The sequence below is a fragment of the Candidatus Enterococcus ikei genome, assembly GCF_017316105.1.
In the GTDB taxonomy this organism is placed as follows: domain Bacteria; phylum Bacillota; class Bacilli; order Lactobacillales; family Enterococcaceae; genus Enterococcus_L; species Enterococcus_L ikei.
Genome location: NZ_JAFLWD010000017.1, coordinates 103,895 through 127,177 on the forward strand (window position 1 = coordinate 103,895; position 23,283 = coordinate 127,177).

23 protein-coding genes are annotated in these 23,283 nt (G+C 35.7%); 17 read left to right on the forward strand and 6 right to left on the reverse strand.

Annotated elements, in window-relative coordinates:
- The first annotated feature begins 7 nt into the window (after nucleotides 1-7).
- The 12 genes from mutL (at nucleotide 8) to JZO69_RS08265 (ending at nucleotide 12,309) form a co-directional block, all read left to right on the forward strand.
- Entirely contained in the window at nucleotides 8-2,092 is a 2,085-nt protein-coding gene (mutL, locus tag JZO69_RS08210) for a DNA mismatch repair endonuclease MutL (protein WP_207112399.1), read from the forward strand.
- Nucleotides 2,093-2,121: 29 nt separating this feature from the next.
- Nucleotides 2,122-2,676 (forward strand): Maf family protein, encoded by a 555-nt coding sequence (locus JZO69_RS08215; RefSeq protein ID WP_207112400.1) that lies wholly within the window; start codon nucleotides 2,122-2,124, stop codon nucleotides 2,674-2,676.
- Nucleotides 2,677-2,706: 30 nt separating this feature from the next.
- Nucleotides 2,707-3,201 (forward strand): acyl-CoA thioesterase, encoded by a 495-nt coding sequence (locus JZO69_RS08220; protein WP_207112401.1) that lies wholly within the window; start codon nucleotides 2,707-2,709, stop codon nucleotides 3,199-3,201.
- A gap of 98 nt (nucleotides 3,202-3,299) precedes the next feature.
- Nucleotides 3,300-3,737: a peptide-methionine (R)-S-oxide reductase MsrB gene (gene msrB / locus JZO69_RS08225; protein WP_207112402.1), complete on the forward strand. Its 438-nt coding sequence runs from the start codon at nucleotides 3,300-3,302 to the stop codon at nucleotides 3,735-3,737.
- Between the two features lie 187 nt (nucleotides 3,738-3,924).
- Nucleotides 3,925-5,595: a peptide ABC transporter substrate-binding protein gene (locus JZO69_RS08230; protein WP_207112403.1), complete on the forward strand. Its 1,671-nt coding sequence runs from the start codon at nucleotides 3,925-3,927 to the stop codon at nucleotides 5,593-5,595.
- A gap of 195 nt (nucleotides 5,596-5,790) precedes the next feature.
- Nucleotides 5,791-6,402, forward strand: coding sequence for a Holliday junction branch migration protein RuvA (gene ruvA / locus JZO69_RS08235; RefSeq protein ID WP_207112404.1), 612 nt, complete (start codon nucleotides 5,791-5,793; stop codon nucleotides 6,400-6,402).
- A 12-nt stretch (nucleotides 6,403-6,414) separates the two neighbouring features.
- Entirely contained in the window at nucleotides 6,415-7,425 is a 1,011-nt protein-coding gene (ruvB, locus tag JZO69_RS08240) for a Holliday junction branch migration DNA helicase RuvB (protein WP_207112405.1), read from the forward strand.
- A 222-nt stretch (nucleotides 7,426-7,647) separates the two neighbouring features.
- Nucleotides 7,648-8,706, forward strand: a complete 1,059-nt coding sequence (locus JZO69_RS08245) for a hypothetical protein (RefSeq protein ID WP_207112406.1) — start codon at nucleotides 7,648-7,650, stop codon at nucleotides 8,704-8,706.
- Between the two features lie 290 nt (nucleotides 8,707-8,996).
- The gene (locus JZO69_RS08250; protein ID WP_207112407.1) at nucleotides 8,997-9,572 is read left to right on the forward strand and encodes a TetR/AcrR family transcriptional regulator; all 576 of its coding nucleotides are present in this window, start codon (nucleotides 8,997-8,999) and stop codon (nucleotides 9,570-9,572) included.
- A 108-nt stretch (nucleotides 9,573-9,680) separates the two neighbouring features.
- Complete coding sequence (locus tag JZO69_RS08255; RefSeq protein WP_207112408.1) at nucleotides 9,681-11,375, forward strand: oleate hydratase; 1,695 nt, start codon at nucleotides 9,681-9,683, stop codon at nucleotides 11,373-11,375.
- Nucleotides 11,376-11,493: 118 nt separating this feature from the next.
- Complete coding sequence (locus tag JZO69_RS08260; RefSeq protein WP_207112409.1) at nucleotides 11,494-11,964, forward strand: low molecular weight protein-tyrosine-phosphatase; 471 nt, start codon at nucleotides 11,494-11,496, stop codon at nucleotides 11,962-11,964.
- Between the two features lie 123 nt (nucleotides 11,965-12,087).
- Nucleotides 12,088-12,309 (forward strand): hypothetical protein, encoded by a 222-nt coding sequence (locus tag JZO69_RS08265; protein ID WP_207112410.1) that lies wholly within the window; start codon nucleotides 12,088-12,090, stop codon nucleotides 12,307-12,309.
- Between the two features lie 59 nt (nucleotides 12,310-12,368).
- Here JZO69_RS08265 and JZO69_RS08270 read toward each other — a convergent pair whose 3' ends face one another.
- Complete coding sequence (locus JZO69_RS08270) at nucleotides 12,369-13,106, reverse strand: class A sortase (RefSeq protein ID WP_207112411.1); 738 nt, start codon at nucleotides 13,104-13,106, stop codon at nucleotides 12,369-12,371.
- Between the two features lie 1,597 nt (nucleotides 13,107-14,703).
- Between JZO69_RS08270 and JZO69_RS08275 the strand changes: the two genes are divergently transcribed.
- Both JZO69_RS08275 and JZO69_RS08280 read left to right on the forward strand, forming a co-directional pair.
- Nucleotides 14,704-15,564: an ATP-binding cassette domain-containing protein gene (locus JZO69_RS08275; RefSeq protein WP_207112412.1), complete on the forward strand. Its 861-nt coding sequence runs from the start codon at nucleotides 14,704-14,706 to the stop codon at nucleotides 15,562-15,564.
- A gap of 1,475 nt (nucleotides 15,565-17,039) precedes the next feature.
- Entirely contained in the window at nucleotides 17,040-17,822 is a 783-nt protein-coding gene (locus tag JZO69_RS08280; RefSeq protein WP_207112413.1) for a hypothetical protein, read from the forward strand.
- An 80-nt stretch (nucleotides 17,823-17,902) separates the two neighbouring features.
- Here JZO69_RS08280 and JZO69_RS08285 read toward each other — a convergent pair whose 3' ends face one another.
- From JZO69_RS08285 to JZO69_RS08305, 5 genes are all read right to left on the reverse strand, one after another.
- Nucleotides 17,903-18,298, reverse strand: coding sequence for a DUF1622 domain-containing protein (locus JZO69_RS08285; RefSeq protein ID WP_207112414.1), 396 nt, complete (start codon nucleotides 18,296-18,298; stop codon nucleotides 17,903-17,905).
- Between the two features lie 75 nt (nucleotides 18,299-18,373).
- Nucleotides 18,374-19,108 carry a class I SAM-dependent methyltransferase gene (locus tag JZO69_RS08290; RefSeq protein WP_207112415.1) on the reverse strand — a complete coding sequence of 245 codons (735 nt, stop codon included), beginning with the start codon at nucleotides 19,106-19,108 and terminating at the stop codon, nucleotides 18,374-18,376.
- Between the two features lie 138 nt (nucleotides 19,109-19,246).
- A complete protein-coding gene (locus tag JZO69_RS08295; RefSeq protein ID WP_207112416.1) occupies nucleotides 19,247-19,630 on the reverse strand; it encodes an ACT domain-containing protein in 384 nt (127 codons plus the stop codon).
- A gap of 23 nt (nucleotides 19,631-19,653) precedes the next feature.
- Nucleotides 19,654-20,121, reverse strand: a complete 468-nt coding sequence (locus JZO69_RS08300; RefSeq protein WP_207112417.1) for a GNAT family N-acetyltransferase — start codon at nucleotides 20,119-20,121, stop codon at nucleotides 19,654-19,656.
- 164 nt (nucleotides 20,122-20,285) lie between these two features.
- Complete coding sequence (locus JZO69_RS08305; RefSeq protein WP_207112418.1) at nucleotides 20,286-20,651, reverse strand: hypothetical protein; 366 nt, start codon at nucleotides 20,649-20,651, stop codon at nucleotides 20,286-20,288.
- Nucleotides 20,652-20,894: 243 nt separating this feature from the next.
- Here JZO69_RS08305 and JZO69_RS08310 point away from each other — a divergent pair, with 243 nt between their 5' ends.
- From JZO69_RS08310 to JZO69_RS08320, 3 genes are all read left to right on the forward strand, one after another.
- Nucleotides 20,895-21,659, forward strand: coding sequence for a C39 family peptidase (locus JZO69_RS08310; RefSeq protein ID WP_207112419.1), 765 nt, complete (start codon nucleotides 20,895-20,897; stop codon nucleotides 21,657-21,659).
- Between the two features lie 243 nt (nucleotides 21,660-21,902).
- A complete protein-coding gene (locus tag JZO69_RS08315; protein WP_207112420.1) occupies nucleotides 21,903-22,601 on the forward strand; it encodes a glucosamine-6-phosphate deaminase in 699 nt (232 codons plus the stop codon).
- Between the two features lie 106 nt (nucleotides 22,602-22,707).
- On the forward strand, nucleotides 22,708-23,271 hold the full coding sequence (locus JZO69_RS08320) for a DNA-3-methyladenine glycosylase I (protein ID WP_207112421.1): 564 nt from the start codon (nucleotides 22,708-22,710) through the stop codon (nucleotides 23,269-23,271).
- Nucleotides 23,272-23,283: the final 12 nt, after the last annotated feature.

Sequence of the window (23,283 nt, forward strand, 5' to 3'; positions counted from 1 at the left end):
CATCTAGATGGGAAAAATACAAGAATTATCAGAACAACTTGCCAATCAGATCGCTGCTGGTGAAGTAGTAGAACGTCCTGCATCAGTTGTTAAAGAACTTGTGGAAAATGCGATCGATGCAGGCAGCACGCAAATCGATATTTTTATTGAAGAAGCTGGTTTAAAAACGATCCAAGTGATTGATAATGGTGAAGGAATCGCCAAAGAGGATATTCTCAATGCCTTTAAACGTCACGCAACAAGTAAAATTCATACAAGAGATGATTTGTTTCGGATACGCAGTTTAGGGTTTCGTGGAGAAGCCTTGCCCAGTATTGCATCTGTTTCAGAAATAGTTGTTGAAACTGCTGTTTCTGATGAAGGTGAAGGCAGTCTGGTTCAAATGAAAGGCGGAACGATTGAAGAACATCGTCCAGCAGCGTTAAGAAAAGGAACCAAAATCACTGTTTCCAATCTGTTTTTTAATACACCCGCTCGACTAAAATATGTCAAAACAATTCAAACGGAATTAGCCAATGTCGGTGATATCGTCAATCGTTTGGCGTTAAGTCATCCCAATATTGCTTTTCGCTTGGTTCATGACGGCAACAAAATGATGAACACTGCTGGAAATGGCGATTTGAAACAAACGATTGCTGGTATTTATGGTATTGGGACGGCCAAAAAAATGCTGAAGATAGAAGCCGAGGATTTGGACTTTAAATTATCAGGTTATGTTTCATTACCAGAAGTGACAAGAGCCAGCCGAAATTATTTATCTACGATCATCAATGGGCGCTACATTAAAAATTTTGCGTTGAATAAAGCAGTTGTTGATGGCTACGGCTCTAAGCTGATGGTCGGTCGTTTTCCACTTGCTGTATTAGAAATCGAGATGGACCCATTATTAGTTGATGTCAATGTTCATCCAACGAAACAAGAAGTTCGTTTGAGTAAAGAAAAAGAATTGATGGTGTTGATAAGCGAAGCGATTCGGGAAGTCTTGAGTCATGAGCAATTGATCCCTAATGCCGCCGACAATCTTCAGTTTAAAAAGAAAGTTGAACTTCAACCAAAAGTCGAACAAATGGAAATACCATTAACAGAACCACAAGAAACGGCTCAACCAATCCGAAAACCTAGCAGTTTAGGATATGATCCTACTAGCGGAAATTTCTTTGTAAAAGAAACAACAACAAGCTTTCAAACGCAAGCTCCTGTTAACAACGAGGCAAAAGAAACGAAGTCACTGACTCAAGAGGAACTTGAAAAAGAAGCGTTGATGGCTTATGCATTTAGTTCACCTACTGAAACAAAAGAGCAACAAGCGTCTGATAATCATCAAACAGTCGCGCCCGCAGAATCAGAAGAAATTCTTCAGCCTAAAGCAGAGACGACAGTTGATGAACAGGTCTATGAAGAAGAATTAAGCCATCATCCAGAATTTGATTTTTCAGCGACTGGAGCTAAAAATGACCTAAATAAGGTCTTGAATAAGTTATCTGACGAACGTCCCAAAGAACGTTTTCCAGAATTAGAGTATTTTGGTCAGATGCATGGTACTTATCTATTTGCTCAAAGTAAAGACGGATTGTATATCATCGATCAACATGCGGCACAAGAACGAATCAAATATGAATATTTTAGAGAAAAAATCGGTGAAGTAACCAATGATCTACAAGAGTTATTAGTACCGATCGTGATTGATTATCCAAATAGTGATGCGCTAAAAATCAAAGAACAAAAAGAAACCTTAGCCGAAGTTGGCATTCATTTAGAAGACTTTGGTCAAAATAGTTTCATTGTTCGAGCGCACCCAACTTGGTATCCAGCAGGTGAAGAAGAGACGATCATTCGTGAAATGATCGATATGCTTTTGACGACAGGTTCTGTCAGCGTGAAAAAATTCCGTGAAGCTACAGCGATCATGATGAGTTGCAAACGTTCGATCAAAGCCAATCACTATTTAAATGAACAACAAGCTCGCGTATTATTGAAAGATCTTGAGACCTGTGAGAATCCCTTTAATTGCCCGCACGGTCGACCTGTTTTGATCCATTTTACAAATGCAGATATGGAAAAAATGTTTAAACGAATCCAAGATCCGCATTAAAAAATTTAAGGGAAGAAGGTTTTATCCTAATGGCAGTTATCCTAGCCTCTCAATCCCCTCGCAGACGTGAGTTGTTGAGTAGAATCATTGCTGACTTCAAAGTTGTGCCAGCTGATATCAATGAAGAAGTCAAAGGGTATTTTACCCCGATGGACTATGTCTTGACGATGGCCGCACAAAAAGCAGCACATATTGCAAAACAATATCCAAATGATTTAGTGATCGGTTCTGATACGATCGTAACAATCGATAATGAAATTTTAGGAAAACCCACTTCCAGAGATGATGCTTTTCGGATGTTGCAAAAACTGAGCGGTAGAACACATAAAGTCTATACTAGTGTAGTCTTAATGAAAGATGATCAAGAATCTTCGGCTACAGTTCCGGCTACAGTAGAATTTTACGATTTAACAAATGAAGAAATCAATCGCTACTTAGATACAAAAGAGTACGAAGATAAAGCTGGAGCATACGGCATTCAAGGGCAGGGCGCTTTGCTCGTAAAAAGTATTCAAGGTGATTATTATTCGATTATGGGATTGCCTATTGCGACACTGTACCGAATGCTGCCATCTTTTGAGTAGTAACTGAACGATGAAAGAAGGAAATAATGAATGAAATGTTCACAAACAAGAGCCATTCAAACACATATGATCACGTATCCTCACTTAAATTTTCATAAAACCTTATTTGGCGGTCAATTGATGGCTTGGCTAGATGAAACAGCAGGTATTTCAGCTGTTCGCGTGTCAAGAGCGGCGATCGTAACAGCTTCTGTCGATCATTTAGATTTCCTAGCGCCTTTAAAAGCAGATCATTCAGTTTGTATCGATGCCTATGTATCAGGAGTGGGCACACGCTCAATGGAAATATTCGCCAAAGTGATCGGTGAAGACTTATTTACAGGGGAGCGTTATCTAGCTGGAACTTGTTTTATGACCTTTGTCGTACCTAAAGGAGTGCAATTGCCAGATACGATTGAGCCAGAAACGAAAGAAGAACGCTTTATTTGTGAGGGCTACGAGACGAGAAAACAAGTTAGACAGGCTAAGAGACAAGAGAGCATCGATTTAGCTGAAAATATTAATTTAGATATTCCTTGGAACTAATAATAGACGTAAACACCCATTTTCTAAACAGAAAATGAGTGTTTTTTTCGCAATGATGCTATGATAAGACTAACTAAAATGCGAGGGTGTGATTTATCATGGAAAAACCAACAAAAGAAGAGTTGAAAGAAAAGCTATCTGATATCGAATATGCTGTAACACAAGAAAATGCGACTGAAAGACCTTTTACTGGAAAATATGACGATTTTTACCAAGAAGGTATTTATGTAGATATCGTTAGTGGTGAACCGCTCTTTAGTTCAACAGACAAATACGATGCAGGCTGTGGCTGGCCGGCTTTTACTAAACCAATTGAAAAACAAGGCGTCAAAGAAAATTCAGATTTTTCTTTAGGAATGCGTCGTGTTGAAGTACGCAGTAAAGATGCTGATTCTCATTTAGGACATGTTTTTACAGATGGACCGCGAGATCAAGGTGGGTTACGTTATTGTATTAATGCAGCAGCATTACGTTTCATTCCGGTGAATGAGCTGGAAAAAGAAGGATATGGAGAATATAAAACCTTATTTAAATAGCTAAAAGGTCTGCCAAAGTATGAAAAGTCTACTAAGGTGGGCTTTTTTTAGTTGTTAAAAATGAATAACAAACGTTGTTTTTTTATGTCATAAAAAAGATTGCTATTTGCTAAGATTTCTAGTATTATAAAAATATTCAGAAAATTAAAATTAGAAAAGAAAATAATTATTTATTGAGGAGAATAAAATGAAGAAAAAAAACATAACGAAACTAATCAGTGTTATGATGCTATCTACTCTAGTATTAGCTGCCTGCGGTGGTGGCAAGACTGGTTCTACAGATAGCAGTACGGATAGTAAAAAAGCGAGTGGGGAACAGCTTTTTAAACTAGTCGTTCAACAAGAAATGCCAAGTGCAGATTTATCAGTAGCAACAAATACGATCAGCTTTTCAGCATTGAACAATGTCTATGAAGGGCTATATCGTTTAGATGATAAGAGCAAACCTCAACCAGCCGGCGCAGTAGAACTGGCAAAGAAAAGCGACGACGGGTTGACTTACACATTTAAACTTAGAGAAGATGCTAAATGGTCAAATGGGGATCCCGTATTGGCTTCAGATTATGTCTACGGATGGCAGCGCACAGCAGATCCTAAAACAGCAGCAGAGTATGCGTACATGTTTGAATTAGTCAAAAACGGTGCAGACGTTTCTGCTGGGAAAAAAGGACTGGATGAATTAGGGATCAAAGCAATTGGTGATCATGAACTAGAAGTAACCTTAGAACAAGAAACACCATACTTTGATTACTTGCTGGCATTCCCATCATTTTTCCCACAAAATAAAAAAATAGTCGAAGAAAAAGGCAAAGATTATGCAACAACGAGTGATGCATCAGTTTATAACGGACCCTTTACATTAACTGATTTTGACGGACCTGGAACAGACACTGAATGGTCTTATACAAAAAATGAACAATATTGGGATAAAGATGCCGTTCAACTAGATAAAATCGAAGTAAAAGTAGTCAAAGAAGCACCGACATCATTGAACCTTTTCCAAGATGGACAAGCAGACGATGTGATCTTGAGTGGAGAATTAGCAAAACAAATGGCTGATGATCCAGAACTTGTAATCGAGAAAGATGCTCGAACGTCATATCTTGAATTCAATCAAAGAGATGAAAAATCACCGTATCACAATGCCAATCTACGTAAAGCAATTTCTTATTCGATCGATCGCGATGCGTTAGTTGACCGAATCTTAGGAGACGGTTCAGTTGCTTCTACTGGTCTCGTGCCAGCGGGCATGTCATTTTCACCAGAAGGCAACAAAGACTTTGCTGATGAAAATAAAAATGTATTGACTCATGACACAAAGAAAGCAAAAGAGTACTGGGAAAAAGCGAAAAAAGAATTAGGAATCGATTCATTCAAACTTGATATAGTTGGTGATGATACTGATTCTACCAAAAAAGTACTAGAATATATCCAAGGCGCAGTGAAAGAAACCCTTGATGGTGTGGATGTGACAGTGACAAATGTACCGTTTACTGTTCGTTTAGACCGTGGTAAAAATGGAGATTTTGAAGTGATCATGGGCGGTTGGGGCGCAGATTATGCTGACCCAAGCAGTTTCACTGATTTATTCCTAACTGGTGGCTCTTACAACAGAGGTCGCTATTCAAATGAAAAATATGACCAACTAGTAAAAGATTCAGGTAGTAAAAATGCTTCTGATCCAGAAAAACGTTGGACGGATATGGTGGATGCTGAAAAACTATTGATGGACGATATGGGTGTTGCTCCAGTTTATCAAAAAGCAGAAGCACATATGCGTAGTTCAAAAGTTAAAGGTGTAGTAGCTCACGGAGCTGGCGCACGATATGACTATAAATGGACATACATTTCTGAATAAAAAAATAAGCCAATGCGAATTTAATTATAATTCGTATTGGCTTTCTTTTTATCAAGCTACTGATTTTCTCGGATTTGTGCTAAAATAGAAACGTATGTGCGTGTTAAACGCAGGAAGCGGTGGTCTAAAAGCAGCTCCTTCTTATTTCTGGGAGCTAAACGCTTTTGAACCAACCTCATTTAGAAAGGTGAAATTATGTACGAGTATATCATTGGTAAAGTCACGTTTATCAGTCCTTATTATATTGTAGTAGAAACAAATGGCATCGGGTTTCAGATTTCTGTAGGCAATCCCTATCGTTATTCTGGAAAAACGGATCAACAAATCAAAATTTATGTTCATCAAGTCATTCGTGAAGATGCACATTCTTTATACGGATTTGGCGATTTAGATGAAAAACAACTTTTCTTAAAACTAATCAGCGTTTCAGGAATCGGGCCTAAAAGTGGTTTAGCAATCATGGCTTCAGAAGATCACGGTGGGTTGATCAATGCGATCGAAAGTGAAGATGCGGCGTATCTAACAAAATTCCCTGGTGTAGGTAAGAAAACGGCACAACAAATGATTCTAGATCTAAAAGGTAAATTAGGCGAGTTGGAAACATCAGATGCGGCCGTTGAAGCTATGGCTAAAGCGCCGAATGCATCATCAACAAATCAATCACTAACAGAAGCATTAGAAGCCCTAAGTGCATTAGGCTACAGTGAAAAAGAAATCAAACGAATCACGCCAAAATTAGAAGAATTAGGTACACAAGCAACAGACGAATACTTGCGCAATGCATTGAAATTTATGATGAAACGCTAAGGAGGAATGGCTATGACAGAAGATGAAAGACTACTTTCCGCTCAAACAAGCGAAGGCGAAGAATCACTGGAAAAGTCACTACGACCTCAATTTCTCGAACAATATATCGGTCAAGATAAAGTCAAACAAGAGCTTACGATTTACATCGAAGCTGCCCGAAATCGGGAAGAAGCGTTAGACCATACACTTTTATATGGCCCACCGGGATTAGGAAAAACAACAATGGCCATGGTGATTGCCAATGAGATGCATGTTAATATCCGTACGACCAGTGGACCTGCGATCGAACGAGCTGGAGATTTAGTCGCCATTTTAAATGAACTTGAACCAGGCGATGTTTTATTTATTGATGAGATCCATCGTTTACCTCGTGTGGTAGAAGAAATGTTGTATTCTGCTATGGAAGATTTTTACGTAGATATCATGGTAGGACAAGGGACAACAGCGCACCCAGTTCATTTTCCCTTACCGCCGTTTACCTTGATTGGCGCTACGACCCGTGCAGGGATGTTATCAGCGCCATTAAGAGATCGTTTCGGGATCATTTCTCATATGGAATATTATGAAACGCAAGATCTAAAAGAAATCGTATTGCGCTCTGCAGATATTTTTCAAACAGAAATCGTAGAAGAAGGCGCGTTTGAAATTGCCCGTCGCTCTCGTGGAACACCTAGAATTGCTAACCGTTTATTAAAACGAGTGCGGGATTTTGCGCAAGTTCAGTCAAATGGTACGATCGATCGTGGGATCGCGGATCAAGCGTTAACTTTATTACAAGTTGATCACCAAGGCTTGGATTATGTCGATCAAAAGTTATTAAAAACAATGATCGAATTGTATGGCGGTGGTCCCGTTGGTTTAAGTACCTTAGCTGTAAATATCAGTGAAGAGACTGAAACAGTTGAGGATATGTACGAACCTTACTTGATCCAAAAAGGCTTTATCAAGCGAACACCAAGAGGACGGATTGCTACAGCTCTAGCTTATGAACATTTTGGTTACGAGTCTTACTATCAAGAATAATAAAATAAAAATACTCAAGACACGGAATCGCTTTTCTGATTAGTGGATTGAGTATTTTTTTGTCAAATAAATCAGCAGCGGTATTTTTTAATTAGATCTGATTTATTCGAAAAAGTGAGTATTCAATTAGAAATAAAATCGTATCATTTGCACTAAATATTTTCTGCTTTTATAGTTGATAGTGTACCAATTAATAAAAAAATTAACGAAAGGATGGAAATTATGGAAAAGAATACGAGAAAAAAAGGTTTTGTATCGTACTTAACAACGCAAGATGAAGCAGGGGTGAATATCTCTTGGGGGGCGATTATTGCAGGATTGGTTTCCTTCTTTGCGATTTTCTTTACTTTAAGTTTGATTGGATCAGCCATTGGTTTTGGAATGGTTAAACCAACATCTGACAATCCGTTAGATGGTGTGGGAACAGGACTTATTATTTGGACAGTGGTGACATTTGTTCTTTCATTATTTTGTAGTGGATTTATTGCAGGGGTGGCAGCTCGCAGAGTTGGCCTAGTTCATGGATTTTTAACTTGGGCAACCAGTGTTTTAGTCTTATTAGCAATTCTTTCTTATACAGCGATCGGCGCATTCTCAGCGATTGGTTCGTTGTTTGGTAATATCGCTTCAGCAACAGGCAGTACGGTAGAAACTGTAGCATCTGGTACGTCTGATGCCATCAGTAAAGGTTTCGACAAAGTGACAGAAGGTGTCCAATCAGTTGATACAAGTGAACTTCAAGGGCAAGTCAAAAAAGTCTTATCTGATACTGACGTGAAAGAGTTACAACCTGATTACTTGAAGGATCAAATGAAAGAAGCAACGGATGAAATCACAGATGCTGGAAAAGAAATCCTTAAAAACCCAGATAACTCAGATAAAATCTTCAAAGATACAGGCGACTCTTTAAAAGAAAAAGCGAAAAAAATCGGTGATTCAGTTGACCGACCAGCAATCGCTAACGCTGTTGCAGCAAACACTGATCTATCTGAAGATGAAGCAAAACAAGCAACAGATAATATCTACAATGAATTACAAACGGCTTCTAAAGAAGCACAAATACAAATTGAAAATGCACAAACAAGTCTTGAAGATGCGAAAAAAGAATTAGATAAAGATATCAAAGAAGCTAGACAAACAGCAGAAGATGCCTCAAACACAGTAGCTAAAGCATCTATCTGGGGATTTGTGGCAATGATCCTTGGTCTGATCATTACTTCTCTAGCAGGTTTATGGGGTGCTAATTTAGTCAAAGATCCTGTGACTGAAAGTAAATTGTAAAAGAACATAACTGAATGAATCTGTTATTGTTTACAATAAAAAAGGTGTAGCTTCGGCTATACCTTTTTTTAGTTTAAAGTGTTTGGCTGTACATTTTAATATAGTAACAAAAGGATATAGTTTGATTATTAAGAATGTTAGTAAGTGCATCTAAAAATGCATGCGAATCAATTATTTTTACTCCTAATTCCCATCAACCATTAACAATCCCTAAAAATCTCTCAAAACCTTATATTTCCTCCTATTTTTTTGGTATGATAAACCTATCTAAAAAAAGCGAGGAAAAAACTATGAGTGAATCCCAAATAACCAAAAAAGCCATCTCATCTGCATTGATCGAATTATGCGATCGAAAGCTTTTCAGTAAAATAAGTGTCCAAGATATTACCAAAGAAGTAGGGTTAAACCGCCAAACTTTCTATTATCACTTTACCGACAAACAAGATCTTTTGCGCTGGATTTATACCCACGATGCATTGATTTATTTAGACTCACCAGAAGTCAGCATCGATAATTGGGAAGAGCAAGCGTTAAAAATGCTCAAAGCGATCCAGTCAAAAAGCGATTTCTATTATAATACAGTCAGCTCAGATTCTGATATTTTAAGAACATGTTTTTCTACGATCACAAATAAATTGTTTATTAATTTATTCGATCAAGTAGATAAAGAAAATCAGCTGCTTCCAGAAGATAAGATATTTTATGCTCGTTTCTTCTCATATGGTTGTAGCGGTGTCTTGATTGATTGGATTTTAAACAGCTATAAGGAATCTCCCCTAGAAATCGCTACACAATTATTCCGTTTGGCTAAAGATACTGAATTCTTCTCTTATCGCTTGTATGCCCAAGAAAATGAACTGTTGTGACAAATTGCCCATTGTGTCTAAAAAGAAGACAGAATGGAAAGGCTATCACAAGACATTTTTATAGAATCATTGTACGCTAGGTTCATAAATTGAATCGGGGGGATTCTCATGAAAAAAAGACATATTGGATTAGCGGCAGCAGGTGCATTAGGCGCGGCTTTCCTTGCAAAAAAAGTATCCGCTGAAAAGAAAGTAGAAAAAGTTGCTGAGGTAGAAGAAGAAATCAACAGCCGCTATTATGGAGACAAACAAGTTTACCTAATCGGTGGTGGAATTGCGACAATGTCAGCAGCAGCTTACTTGATTCGTGATGCAAATTTTAACGGGAAAAATATCCATGTGATCGAAGGCATGAAAATCCTTGGCGGAAGTAATGACGGTATCGGGACCAACGAAAAAGGCTTTGTAGCTCGTGGTGGTCGGATGCTGAATGAAGAAACGTATGAAAATTTCTGGGAATTATTTGATAGCATTCCATCACTTGAGTGGGCGAATCATAGTGTGACAGAAGAAATTTTAAACTTTGATCACTTACATCCAACGCATTCACAAGCACGTTTAGTTACGAAAGATCAAGAAATTCTTAACGCTCACACTATGGGCTTTGATAATGAAGATCGCTTGGCTATGACAAAATTATTAGCGGCTTCTGAAGAAAGCTTAGATAGTGTAACGATTGAAGAATGGTTTGGTCCGCATTTCTTTGAAACTAATTTTTGGTATATGTGGCAAACAACATTTGCTTTCCAAAAATGGAGTAGCGCATTTGAATTACGCCGTTATATGAATCGGATGATTTTAGAGTTTTCTCGTATCGATACGCTAGAAGGAGTAACCCGTACAGCATTGAATCAATACGATAGCGTGATTTTACCATTAAAATCATTCTTAGAAAAACATGGCGTTGACTTTACTTTAAATGAAGATGTAGTTGATTTAGAATTTAAACCTGGATCTGAAATTACTGTCACTGCTTTGAAACTAGGTAATGGAGAAACAATCGAGCTAAATGAAGAAGATGTTGTGATCATGACTAATGGAACCATGACAGATAGTTCTACGGAAGGTGATTGGAATACACCAGCACCAGCTGTTACAGAAGAATCACGCTCTGCTCGTTTATGGCGCAATATTGCTAAGAAAAAAGTGGGATTAGGTAATCCAGAACCATTCTTTGGCAATGAAGCGCAAACGAACTGGGAAAGTTTTACAGTAACATGTCGCGGCGATAAATTATTAAAACGAATTGAAGAATTTTCTGGCAATATTCCAGGCTCTGGTGCGTTGATGACCTTGAAAGACTCAAGCTGGTTGATGAGTACGGTTGTTGCAGCCCAACCTCATTTTAAAAACCAAGATCCTAATACAACGATTTTCTGGGGCTACGGCATTTACACAGATAAAGTCGGCGATTACGTGAAAAAACCAATGCGTGATTGTACGGGTGAAGAAATTTTATACGAATGGATCTGTCAAATGGGTTGGCAAGCGGATTGGGATGAAATCATCAAAGATGTTGTGAATGTGATCCCGGCCTATATGCCATATATCGATGCCCAGTTCCAACCACGTAAAATGACGGATCGTCCTCAAGTTGTTCCTGAAAACAGCACAAACTTTGCAATGGTCAGTCAATTTGTGGAAATTCCAAAAGATATGGTCTTTACAGAAGAGTATTCAGTCCGTGCGGCAAGAATTGCTGTGTATACGTTATTTGATATCGATAAAGAAATTATTCCTGTCACACCTTACAATCGTGATCCGAAAGTGTTGGCTAAAGCGGCGCAAACAATGTTTAGATAAACAGTATTAGATTAATAAAAAAAGAGTGAGTGTGAGGTGAAACTACAAATAGTTTTACCTCACCCGCTCTCGTTTTTTATTAAAATGGTATCTAATAAAAAACGAGAGGAGAATGAATATGGAAAAAATATTATTTGTTTGTTTAGGCAATATCTGTCGCTCGCCGATGGCAGAAGCGATTTTTAGAGAAAAGGTAAAACAAAATGGGTTAGGAAATCAAATTTCTGTATCTTCAGTAGCAACTAGCCATTGGGAAGTGGGGAGTTTGCCACATAAAGGGACACAAAAAATATTAAATCAGCACGGCATTGCATTTAGTGGAATTAGAGCGACCCAAATTACTAAAAAAGATTTTGAAGACTATGATTTATTAGTCGGCATGGATAAAAATGTTGTAGATGATGTAAAACAGATGGCTCCTGCTTCAGCAATGGATAAAATCCATTTATTCTTGGAATTTTCCCCAGAAATGAAAGATAAGGATGTTCCTGATCCATATTACACAGGTGATTTTCAACAAACCTATCAGTTAATTGATGAAGGAACTGATACGTGGCTAGAGTATGTAAAAAAGATGATCGATCTGTAAAAAAATTTAAATCTCGGACTTTAGGTGGATGTATCTCTCTTAAAAAAACTTTACAATAAAGAAGTAGAGAAATGACAAGAGAAAAATTCACTAGATAAAATTACGAGATTGGGGAAATGAATCATGAAGCGTTTATATAAATCAGTTGTGTTTGAGATGAGTCTGTATTATGGGATGGTGGCAGTTGTGTTGCCGTTGATTTATGCAGTTACTTATCATGTATCGTTTATATCTGTTTTTAGTGCTGAGTGGCTTGCTGTGACGGTATTCATGTATCCGGTTGTGCTTGTCTTGTCTGCGATTCGTTATGGTTATGGACGTATGAGAAAGACCAGTCACATCTAAAGAAAATTAAATAAGCTAGGATAGAAGTGGTTACTTTCGTCCTAGCTTATTTTGAAATTTTATAAGGTTAATTGTTCCATATTAAACGCATCTGTCATTGCCTGTGTAGCGTCTTTCATCGGCGTTACGGATTCTAGTTCTCCTTGAACTGCGATCCGGGTTTCGGCATACATATCTCCACAGGTGATCAAAGTAATCATTTTTTTACCGGGAATATCATCGATCAGCTCCACGCGGGAAGGATCGATTTTTTCTACGTAAGTGATTTTATATGTATAAACATTGGTTAAATCAGTCGTATAAATTAATTCTCCTGGTTTTGAATATTCTAGTGGTGAGAATAAAGAGATCATATCTTGCACACGATGGCTAGCTAAGGCATAATTCCCTTTCCCCATCTCTTGATCGGGTTTCATTGTTCCTGCTCCAGTGAGTAGCACTACATTATCTAATCCTCTAAAAATAGGTAAGTTGATTTTGACATCAGGCAACGCAACAGCACCTACGACAGGTAAGTCCTTATTTGCTAACTGTGCTTTAAGAACTGCTTCAGTACTAAGAGATTCAACTGCGGCAAAATCAAACGTGGTCTCTTTTTCATTATTTTTTTTGATTACCTCAGGTGTTAATTTTTCAACAGCGTAAGATTTTCCATTTTGCTGAATCAGCATATTTCTGATTTGTGTATTGAATACCAAAGCTAAACCAACAACCAATAATAAGAATAGGAAGATATTTATCAGCCAATTTCTTTTTCTTGATTTTTTCTTTTTAGGGCGTTCTTTTCTTGAGGCCATAAGCTTCCTCCTTTTTTTCTTTAAGTGTATCATAAATTAATTTGAAACCCTAGTTTAAAATCTTTATTTTTTTCTAAATAGGAATTTTTAAAAGGATGGTTTTTTGTGAGAGTGATTTTTATATTTAAGGTTGGTGGTCATTATGTTCCAGAAAACAAATTAATAGAAGTAGCAACAAGTAAACGACCTAGAATATGGAAGTAAAAATCCTGATAGATAAATAAGTTCTTCAGTTGTTTGTAGATACCGAAGAATTGTCCTGTGATCAAGAGGTAACAGAAGCTAAAATAGCATTGTTTGAGCATGTTGAAAAAATCGATATCTATTAAAATGCGATTTTTTAAGTGAACAAAAACTAAAATTATCTTAGTTTTTGTTCTTTAATATCCCATATACGTACTTGCAAAATAACTCCGTTTGAGGCTATTTCTTTAATTAAGAGCAATGCTCCTTGTAGCTCATATTTAATTTGTGATTTTATACTGTTTCACCCCTTTAACTATAATATAGCACTTGTACAGCAAAAGTTATGCAAAATTAGAGTATCTTCAAAAGTGATCTTGTATTATTTATCAAGATAAATAATACGCTGTTTAAAAAGAAAATTTACAATAAGGAATGTTAGGAATACGAACGAGGATTGCCTTATTTCCTTTGATTCTGAATGGTGCAAACAACCAATCTAATGTTTTGAGCGGCAATATAGGAGGAGAATTGCGTGTTGAAAAATAAAATTTTGTAAGTATGGTAATATTTGGACAATAAATTTTCAGTCGTATGATAAACGAATGACGCACAAACAACAAATGCAGGGGCATTTTCGCAAATAGAAGAAATGTATTCTATTATCTAGAGTTAGTAAATAGAACACGTAGGAAATAGATTAAAATAACGAAGAGCGAAATGTTTAGTTTTTAAATTTTTTTGAATGTAAAAGGGAGTGTTTTCAGTTTTTCAGTAGGTATAAAAATAGATCAAGTTAAATTCACAAAGAGAGCACCTTTATCGGTTGATAAGGGTGCTGCTTTGGTTAAACGAGAATTTGTCTACTGTAGGATTAAATAACATAGTTCGTTATTAATATAATTAACTTTTACCTGTAAAAGCATATCCATTTGAAGTGCCACCATCGAATAGCCATCACATATAGTTTATAGCAAACATCCCCTTCTCATATTAGAACTCCTTAAAAAATTGTAATTTTACATGATTCCACATATTAACCACCAATACCAAGGCTTTCTTTCCACTGCTTTTCCTCCTTTCTTTTGTAAAATAGATATCTGTTTGCTTACTTATATAGATAGTATATATTAATAAAAACGTAAATTTTTTTATTGAAATTCAAAGAAGAAATATTTTGCATTTCTAATTCTTATAGTTTTAACATAGTATTTTAATAAATAGACTTTAATTTTGGTTAGAATAAATACTATCGATTAATTAGCAAATTCCTAAAAGTGTCATTAAATCTAGCTTATTTTTTAAGTATAGTTATTACGAAAATAACGTTGACTTTTAGAGATGTATTCTATATATTATAGATAATAGAATGGTGATGTATTGATTAGATAACAATGAGCAGAAACCTCCGTGAATGATTTTGTCTTCATCTATTTCACTTTTTCAAACGTATTCGAGTCTAGGTGTTATAAAAGTTTCGTTAGAACGAATTTCAGATATTTTTGATGAATATTCAGAAAATATTTTAAGTACACAGGAGAATACCCTAAAAAGTAGTTTTGAAGAAATTTCTTTTTCAAATGTGAGCTTTAAGTATTCAGTTAACTCAAAAAATGTTCTTCAAAATATAAACTTAAATATTTTGAGAGGAGAGACTATTTCTTTTGTAGGTTCTACGGGATGTGGTAAAAGTACGTTAGTAAAACTATTAGTTGGACTATATGAGCCTACTGATGGTTATATCCAAGTTGATGGTTTTCGAATAGAAGATATTAAACATCTAATAAGTATTGTCCCTCAAGAAAATATGTTATCAAATAAAACAATTAAAGAAAATTTATTGGTTGGAACTACGGATATTGATGATCAAGCAATAATATCAGCTTGTAAAAGAGCAGAAATATATGATGAAATTATGAAAATGCCGCTGCAGTTTAATAGTATAATTTCTGAGATAGGAGATAACATTTCTGGGGGACAGAAGCAGAGAATATCTATAGCTAGATCGCTACTGCATAATCCTAAGATATTAATTTTAGATGAAGCTACTAGTTCATTGGACAACATAACAGAAGCAAAAATAGAAAACAATTTAAAAGGTATGAACTGTACAATAATAAAAATAGCTCATCGATTAGAAACAGTTATTAATTCAAACTGTATATACTATTTGGAGTCTGGAAAAATTGTAGAGCAAGGTTCGCATAATGAGTTGATTTCAAAAAAAGGAAGATATTATAATTTATACAGGAACAAGACAGAAAGGAGAACATAATGAAAAAATTATTAGCAGTTTTAAAAAGCCCATTAGTATACATTTTTATTTTGTGGTTTTGTTATCTTTCAATAACTCAAAAAAGTCTAAATCAAGAATTTATGGTTATAATTTTAGTGATATATACAATATTGCTTTTAATAAGTTTCTATAGAGAATATAAAGAGAAGTAATATACACCAAGGGCGATTTAAAATGAAAAAACAGCTGTAATCTTTCCCTCTAAAGTGTAATCTAAAGAGATATAAAAATCGAATAATTGCCAAAAAAGGACATAAATAAAAAATGTTAGCTTAAAGTTGGATTGGGAAACCGTCTTTAAGAACTTTAATTGATAAACTAAGTATCGTCATTGGCTACATGAGCTTGGGACGTAAGTCCTAATGGAAAATCCAGATACCAGTCAACTTGCTTGGTATCTGGATTATTTTTTTATAAAATAAGAATACAAATCAAATCGGTCGTCGTCTTCTAGATTTTAGTTTTCAGTTGGAAAAAATGATGATGAAGATGATTTTGTGTGCCTACACACAATCCGTATTTTCTGGTCGAAAGATTGAAGTCAACGCAAATAAATATACCTTTGTTTGGAGAAAATCCATTGATAACTTTGATAAAAAGCTTACTAAAAAATACGATTATTCCTGGAATTAAGCAGGAGTCTGTAAGGGGTTCTCTGTAGCCAAATTAGGTCAGATTGAAGAGAAATTGCTCAGGTTGTAAACAAGTTTACAGAAAAAAATCGAACAGTAAGAAGGCGGTAACATGAGAAAAATACCCGTTCAAAGTGATGTTTGATTATAACTGAGATAGTGATATTGTCGTTGTAATGGAATTAAATAGCTTGGGAAGAAACAACAAGAATATAACAGAGATTATGGGTGGAATTCTGAAAAAACGGGAAATGTTAGAGGGAACGGTAAGCGCAAGGTATAGAGATTGCTAAAAAGAAAGGTAAGTTTATGGGTTGGAAACTTAAATTTTAACCTGACGATAAGCAGCTGGCACACGCCTTAGAATTATCAAAACAGAGCTTGAATGATTTTGATGAGGACAACTGGCATTGATTGGATAACCTTCAAACGTTATCGGTTGAAATATGATACAGAACAAGACAAGTGATAGGATCAAGAGTAGTAATCAGCTAGTGATTAGCTGATTTGGTAGCTACACTTGAACGGTTTGAAGGTTTCTTATATCGATGGAAATATTAAAATATCTTGATATTTCTCTTTAAGATGATATTATAGCGTTTATTATTTTGATGTTGTTTGTTGGTTTTTTAACGGTTCTATCAAAAATATCTTGAAAATATATCTCTTATACACTATTTTTTTATGTATATCTGTTATCCATTATGGGACGTGAGCGCTTTTAACTCCTTTGTAACTGAATCTTAAAATAAAAGACACAAGCTTTTCTTTAGGAAATATTGTAGAATGTAGTAGAAGACTATTTTGGGGGTGATGGAACAAATGTTGGATTTAATTTATGTACATATTGATATGACAAGTAACGCGGTTTTGTCCAAAGGAATCACACATACAGATTTTACACACTCCATTGTTCATCACCCAAAGAACCTACTTTTGCTGAATCCTTCTGCGGAAGAAGGAGAATATGATATGCATAGCGGATTAAAGATTATTCGTGGCGAAGAAAACGTGAATCATTATTTTTCTACCATTCATCGTCGTAAGATGAATGAAGAAATCAAATGGATCGATTTTTCGGATGTTACAATGCTCAAAGAGTTGACACCACTGGAAATTTCAGAGCTTCTTTACTTTGGACATATGAAAACAAGTCTGCATTCACCATTCTTTTATAAATTACAAAATGATTTCGTCTTTTTTGAATTCGTTGATCATATGACGCGGGTTTATTATCGATATATTGATGAGTTTTACCGAATATTAGCGGACAAGATCACTCGGGTGATTTTAGAAAAAGTCAATGATCGGAAAACGTTTTTTAAAAGAGGGATTTCGGTTGAAAAATTAGATGCAGAATTACTAAAAGAAATGAAGCCGATTTTACAAGAAGGTGTTGTTTTTTGTTTCGATCAGATGGACATCAAAGGAAAAGAGTACCATATTCCCATCCATGTAGTAGAAGATTCTTTATGGAAAACCAAGAATTTTGCTTATCGAAATGAACCAGTAATCGCTATATTGATTTATAATACAGCTAAAAGAACGTGGCGTTTGATACAAGAAGATGAGTTTGGTTTTACTGATTTGCCAAGACAAGCATAAAATAAATTGAGATAGAAGTATTTAACACCATCTGTTAGTTGAATAGCAAGTGACTGGGATATGACTCGATGAGTTATATCTCAGTCACTTTTTTTGTCCATCTCATTTTCTTTGTCTTTTAATGCATCTTCAATTTCTTTATGCAAGAAGTAAGAGATCACGGTTCGGATCACGACTAAAATTGCTAATTTTAAAATATCTTGAAAGGTCGGTTTGATGATCGATTCAATAATATCAGCGGCAATTAATATCTCTAAACTAAGTAGAATGTAGCTGCCTAAAAAGCTTTTAATAAAATTATTTTGACGTGCCATGACGATCCGATTTCGATCAGTCTTTTCGCTTTTTAGAAAATCGATTCCAGCCATGATAACGCCCCAAATCAAGACAACGATGGAAAAAATATTCAATGCCAAAATGAACAAATCAAAAAAAGGAATCAAATTATCCATGATTGTTTGGGCTAAATCGTGCATAGTGTTTTCCTCCTTTTTTATCTAAGTATATCAGCCTCTAGTTGGATGTCCAATGTTATCATTAAAAGTGGTGTCCTAATTTAGTTTCTTAGCAGAAATCAGCAGCATCATTGGTCTGCGTAATTCATTTCTCATAGCTTCACTGGTCTCCAGCATTTCTGGAGCGGGCATAGGTTCGATCAAACGAGTGATTTGAAAGCCAGTTGTTAGTAAGCCATCTAAGTATGTTGTTAACGTCTTGTGGTATTTCATGACAGTTTCACCTAGAAAAGTTGTTTCACGAATGCTTTCATCAAAATAACGGTCTACCGGCCAATACATTGGTTGACCCTCTTGATTGTAAATCCAGTCTTCTGTTCCTTGGGCTGTGAAAATCGGATGTTCTGTAGAAAAGATAAAATCGCCGTTAGGGTTCAGACAATCGTTGACTTTCTTAGCAATCTCCTCAAATGAAGGGACGTAATGAAGTGCTAAAGAACTGATCACGACATCGAAAGTTTCATTTAAACCATCAATTTCCTCCATGCCCATTAAATGATAACTGATTATTGGAGAATCGGTCATTTCTTTGGCTTTGTCGAGCATCCGTTCAGACAAATCGATTCCTATGACTTTTGCAGCACCCATTTCAACTGCGTACCGGCAATGCCAACCATAGCCGCAGCCAAGGTCTAGAACTGTTTTTCCAGTAAAATCAGGGAGTAGTTTTTTTAATTCGTGCCATTCGCCAGCGCCTTCAAGTCCTTTTCTTGAACGATCCATTTGGCTATATGCTTCGAAAAATTCGGGATTGTCATATTCATTTTTCATTATATATCTCCTTTTAATAAGTATACTTTCTGTCTTCTTTATTTTATCAGATTGCTAGGAGAATACCCATAAAAGAGGACTTAACAAGAGAGCGGGATAGCAGGGGTAATTCTGAGCTAAGCCTCAATTGTTAAAGTTTTAATGAAAGGTATGACCGCAATCATGCAATACACGGATGGCTAGTTCTTTATCTTTGTTTTTAATTAAAAGATAATCCGTATTATAAGTAGATAGGGCAAAAATCGAAATCTGATTTTCGGCTAATGGATTAGCTAATTGAGTCAAAATACCGACTAGGGAAAAATCCAGTTCACCGACGATCTGAATAATAAACCAATCATGGTCAACAGAAAGTGCTTGGTCAGTTTCAAGTGTGTCAGAAGGGACAATAATAGAACATTCATCTTCTGTATAGGTAATACTTTTAAATGCTTTTATCTTATGAAATGAAGTAGGAATTTCGGTATGAGCAGGAAATTTTATGATCGTATAGTTTAGTTTATCTAGTAGTTTTAGTTGCATTGCGTTTCCTCCAGGTATCTTTCTTAAATAGGGATCTCTAAGAGTACTTGAGAACCGTAAATAGGTGGGAGCTTATGACTGGTATCTTTGAAGCCTGCCTCCATGCATAATGCTTGGGTGAAGGCTTTGTCTTCATTGACAACGATCGTAAGTTGATTGATGTTTGAAAAATGTTGATGAATGAATGCTGGTAGCAATTGAACAGCTTTTTTGACATAGCCCTTTCTTAAATGTCGAAAGTCAGTTGAAAGATCTTGCACTAATAGATTGTTTTCATTATCAGAGTGGACGCTGCTGCCTTTTACTTCAAAAAGGGTCAAAAAAGCAACCAAATGCTCATTTTCAAAAACAAGAACAGCATGACGTTGTGGATTTTTTTTTGTTAAAGCAATAGCGATTTTTGGTTCGCGGACATAGCGTAGCTTTGTTTCTGATAAACAGTAATTATCTATGAGTGTTTGGTGTGTATCATTATACATTTTCAGGTACATGATTTTCCCCCTATCTCTGTTAGCATACTTTTTTAAACTAATCAGTAAATAACTATTCTTTTATACGTATAGTATAACTTTTTTGATTGTTCTTGTGCAGTGCTTTGTCGAAAAAAAGAAACAGTCTGAGAGTGAAACGTAATCGTTCCGCTCTGACTGTTTCTTTATTTGATGAGACGTTTGTCATTTTTTGACAATGTACTTACTTTTTTTATATGTTCAACAGGGATCATCCGAATTTGCTGGCTGTCTTCTTGTAATCTTAACATGATCGAATCAGTGATGTTTTTAGAAACGATCCACCCGGAGACTGTTTCAAATTTTTGAGAAGTCGGCACTTCTTTTAATTGTAAAACGACTAAACTTTTTTGAGCAGAAGCAACTTGTAATTTCTTAAGAATCTCTTCACGCTCTTTATTCTTACTATTCTTATCTTTAGAGTCTTCTAAAAATGCCGAAAAGAAACTTTGGGAAGATTGGCTGATCAATTTTGAAATGCTTTTCATTGTTGATTTATGGTTATTGTCCATTCTTCTACCTCCTTCACGAATTTGCTACTACTATCAGACTCTGAATAATCAGATACTACCATTCTACCTAAAAAAGGTAAATAGTTCAAGAAAATATGTTCGTAATAATTTTGTGAATAGTTATTCCTACTTGCTTTTTTCGTTAGATTCAGTAATATTAAGAAGTACAGATTACTATTTACGTAATTCATTTGGAAGTGAGATGAGCGACTAAAACTTTCAACTTAAAAGAGGGAGATATCCATGAAACAAAAACAAGCAGAGAAATCAAAATTTTCTATTATAGCATTACTAGTAGTGACAGCATTTGCAGGAGCGATTTTAGCAAAAGTAGCACCAATGCAAGAAGGCCACGGCTTTTCATCTTTATTCGATGATGGCAAGGCAGATGAGTTAAAAACAACTGAAACAAGCGAAGTGAAAGAAGAACCAGAAAAAGTCAAAGAACTAACGTATACCGAGCAAGTCAATGAGGATTTGAGCCAAGGGAAATTTGCGAACCGGATGCCGATCAATTTATTATTACAAACGGATGATAAATGGAAAGCGACACCGTATGGAATGGGGAATCCTGATGGAAATACGTTAGAAATAAATGGTTGTGCGATCCTTTCTTTAGCTATGGTTGCTTCTTTCTTAGACAATAAAGAGTATGTACCGCAAGATATTTTAAATTGGTCGAAAAATGATTACTTTTTAGAAGGTGAAGGCACAGCGTGGTCAGCATTTTCTGATTTTGCAATGGAAAAAGGCTATCAATTTGAAGATCTTGAAACAGATATCACAGCTGTAGAAGAGCAATTAAAACAAAAACATCCTGTGATCATTTCAGTAAAACCAGGCTTGTTCACAAAAACAGGTCATATCATGGTACTTAGTGGTACAAATAACGGGAAATTCTGGGTGAATGATCCAAATGATTCAGAAGTCAAAGGACATTCCAAAAAAGAATTTACAGCGGACGAATTGATGAATGAAGCATTGAATTTTTGGGCGATTTACAAATAATATCTAAAAGTAAGATTGTGAGAAAGTCGATTAGAATAGTAGCCTAATGACCGACGATTTTGATTTTTTCAGTTTGCTTACTTTTATTTTTCATGAGTGGAATCTGACGCAAGAAGTTAGGTTCCATTCTTTTTTTCGTTTAACGCGGAAGAGAAAACGCTTTATTTTTTTAAAAGGACTATTGACATGGGATGGTTCCCACAGTATACAATTAAACAATAAAAGGGAAATGGAGTGAACTATATGAAAATTATTATTGAAAAAAACTTTGAAGCGATGAGCGAAACCACTAAAAATATTTTATTAGGTCATATGAGTCAAGATAAACGTGTTAATTTATCTATTACAGCAGGCAATACCCCTGTTGGTGTTTATAAAAAAATGGTAGAGATCGTAAAAGATTCACCAGATTACGCAAATGTTCACTATTATAATTTTGATGAAATTCCTGTAGCAGATCAGGCTGAAGGGGTAACAATCACTGATTTACGAAAATTATATTTAACGCCAGCAAATATCAATAAAGCAAATATTCATCCATTAACTGTCGAAAATTATGCAGAACAAGACAAACGTTTAGCGATGGATGGCGGATTGGATGCAATGCTGATTGGTTTAGGCGGAGATGGACACTTTTGCGGTAACATGCCGACAACGACAAGTTTTGAAAATTTGACGTATAAAGTAAAAGTTTCAGGAGACGAGCCGTGGTTTGTGCCAGATATGATGGAAAAAGGCTTAGAATTTGTGACGATGGGACCTGTTAGTGTTATGCGTGTAAAACATCTGATTTTGATCGTCAACGGCGTGAAAAAAGCTGAGATGGTGAAAAATGTATTGCAAGGTCCTGTGACAGAAGAATTCCCAGCATCTATTTTACAATTACATCCAAATCTTACCGTTATTTTAGATGAAGAAGCAGCAAGTGAATTAGCTAAATAAATAGTTTATAAAGACTGAGACAATCATTTGTGTTAGTCTTTTTTTATTTCTGTTTGCAAACGTACGTTCCCGTGGTATCCTTGGATAAAAAAGATGGGAGTAAGGCATGGAAAAAATTAGATGTGATTGGGCTAACGGCAGTGAATTGGAAGAAAAGTATCATGACGAAGAGTGGGGAACGGCAGAACATGATGACCGAAAGCTTTTTGAAATGTTGATTTTAGAGAGCATGCAAGCGGGATTGAGCTGGTCGACGATTCTTAAAAAAAGAGAGACATTAACGAGTGCGTATGATCAATTTGACTATGTCAAAATTGCTGAATATACTCAAGAAAAAATCGATTCTTTATTAGAAGATCCTGGTATTATTAGAAACAAGCTTAAGATCAATGCGACGATCAATAATGCGCAAGTATTTATGCGTATACAGGAAGAACATGGAAGTTTTGATCAGTTTATTTGGGCTTATGTTGATCACAAACCGATTCAAAATCGTTGGAAAAATATCAAAGATGTGCCAGCTTCTACAGAATTATCTGATAAAATCAGCAAAGATTTAAAGAAACAAGGCTTTAAGTTTTTGGGTACAACAACTGTATATGCATTTATGCAAGCAACAGGTATGATAGATGACCATCTACAGCATTGCTTTAAATGTGTAGAAAAATAATAAAAACAAAGA

What these genes read in the sequence shown, in the direction of transcription:
- mutL (WP_207112399.1), top strand. Translation starts at nt 8, where the DNA reads ATGGGAAAAATACAAGAATTATCAGAACAACTTGCCAATCAGATCGCT.
- JZO69_RS08215 (WP_207112400.1), top strand. Translation starts at nt 2,122, where the DNA reads ATGGCAGTTATCCTAGCCTCTCAATCCCCTCGCAGACGTGAGTTGTTG.
- JZO69_RS08220 (WP_207112401.1), top strand. Translation starts at nt 2,707, where the DNA reads ATGAAATGTTCACAAACAAGAGCCATTCAAACACATATGATCACGTAT.
- msrB (WP_207112402.1), top strand. Translation starts at nt 3,300, where the DNA reads ATGGAAAAACCAACAAAAGAAGAGTTGAAAGAAAAGCTATCTGATATC.
- JZO69_RS08230 (WP_207112403.1), top strand. Translation starts at nt 3,925, where the DNA reads ATGAAGAAAAAAAACATAACGAAACTAATCAGTGTTATGATGCTATCT.
- ruvA (WP_207112404.1), top strand. Translation starts at nt 5,791, where the DNA reads ATGTACGAGTATATCATTGGTAAAGTCACGTTTATCAGTCCTTATTAT.
- ruvB (WP_207112405.1), top strand. Translation starts at nt 6,415, where the DNA reads ATGACAGAAGATGAAAGACTACTTTCCGCTCAAACAAGCGAAGGCGAA.
- JZO69_RS08245 (WP_207112406.1), top strand. Translation starts at nt 7,648, where the DNA reads ATGGAAAAGAATACGAGAAAAAAAGGTTTTGTATCGTACTTAACAACG.
- JZO69_RS08250 (WP_207112407.1), top strand. Translation starts at nt 8,997, where the DNA reads ATGAGTGAATCCCAAATAACCAAAAAAGCCATCTCATCTGCATTGATC.
- JZO69_RS08255 (WP_207112408.1), top strand. Translation starts at nt 9,681, where the DNA reads ATGAAAAAAAGACATATTGGATTAGCGGCAGCAGGTGCATTAGGCGCG.
- JZO69_RS08260 (WP_207112409.1), top strand. Translation starts at nt 11,494, where the DNA reads ATGGAAAAAATATTATTTGTTTGTTTAGGCAATATCTGTCGCTCGCCG.
- JZO69_RS08265 (WP_207112410.1), top strand. Translation starts at nt 12,088, where the DNA reads ATGAAGCGTTTATATAAATCAGTTGTGTTTGAGATGAGTCTGTATTAT.
- JZO69_RS08270 (WP_207112411.1), bottom strand. Translation starts at nt 13,106, where the DNA reads ATGGCCTCAAGAAAAGAACGCCCTAAAAAGAAAAAATCAAGAAAAAGA.
- JZO69_RS08275 (WP_207112412.1), top strand. Translation starts at nt 14,704, where the DNA reads ATGATTTTGTCTTCATCTATTTCACTTTTTCAAACGTATTCGAGTCTA.
- JZO69_RS08280 (WP_207112413.1), top strand. Translation starts at nt 17,040, where the DNA reads ATGTTGGATTTAATTTATGTACATATTGATATGACAAGTAACGCGGTT.
- JZO69_RS08285 (WP_207112414.1), bottom strand. Translation starts at nt 18,298, where the DNA reads ATGCACGATTTAGCCCAAACAATCATGGATAATTTGATTCCTTTTTTT.
- JZO69_RS08290 (WP_207112415.1), bottom strand. Translation starts at nt 19,108, where the DNA reads ATGAAAAATGAATATGACAATCCCGAATTTTTCGAAGCATATAGCCAA.
- JZO69_RS08295 (WP_207112416.1), bottom strand. Translation starts at nt 19,630, where the DNA reads ATGCAACTAAAACTACTAGATAAACTAAACTATACGATCATAAAATTT.
- JZO69_RS08300 (WP_207112417.1), bottom strand. Translation starts at nt 20,121, where the DNA reads ATGTACCTGAAAATGTATAATGATACACACCAAACACTCATAGATAAT.
- JZO69_RS08305 (WP_207112418.1), bottom strand. Translation starts at nt 20,651, where the DNA reads ATGGACAATAACCATAAATCAACAATGAAAAGCATTTCAAAATTGATC.
- JZO69_RS08310 (WP_207112419.1), top strand. Translation starts at nt 20,895, where the DNA reads ATGAAACAAAAACAAGCAGAGAAATCAAAATTTTCTATTATAGCATTA.
- JZO69_RS08315 (WP_207112420.1), top strand. Translation starts at nt 21,903, where the DNA reads ATGAAAATTATTATTGAAAAAAACTTTGAAGCGATGAGCGAAACCACT.
- JZO69_RS08320 (WP_207112421.1), top strand. Translation starts at nt 22,708, where the DNA reads ATGGAAAAAATTAGATGTGATTGGGCTAACGGCAGTGAATTGGAAGAA.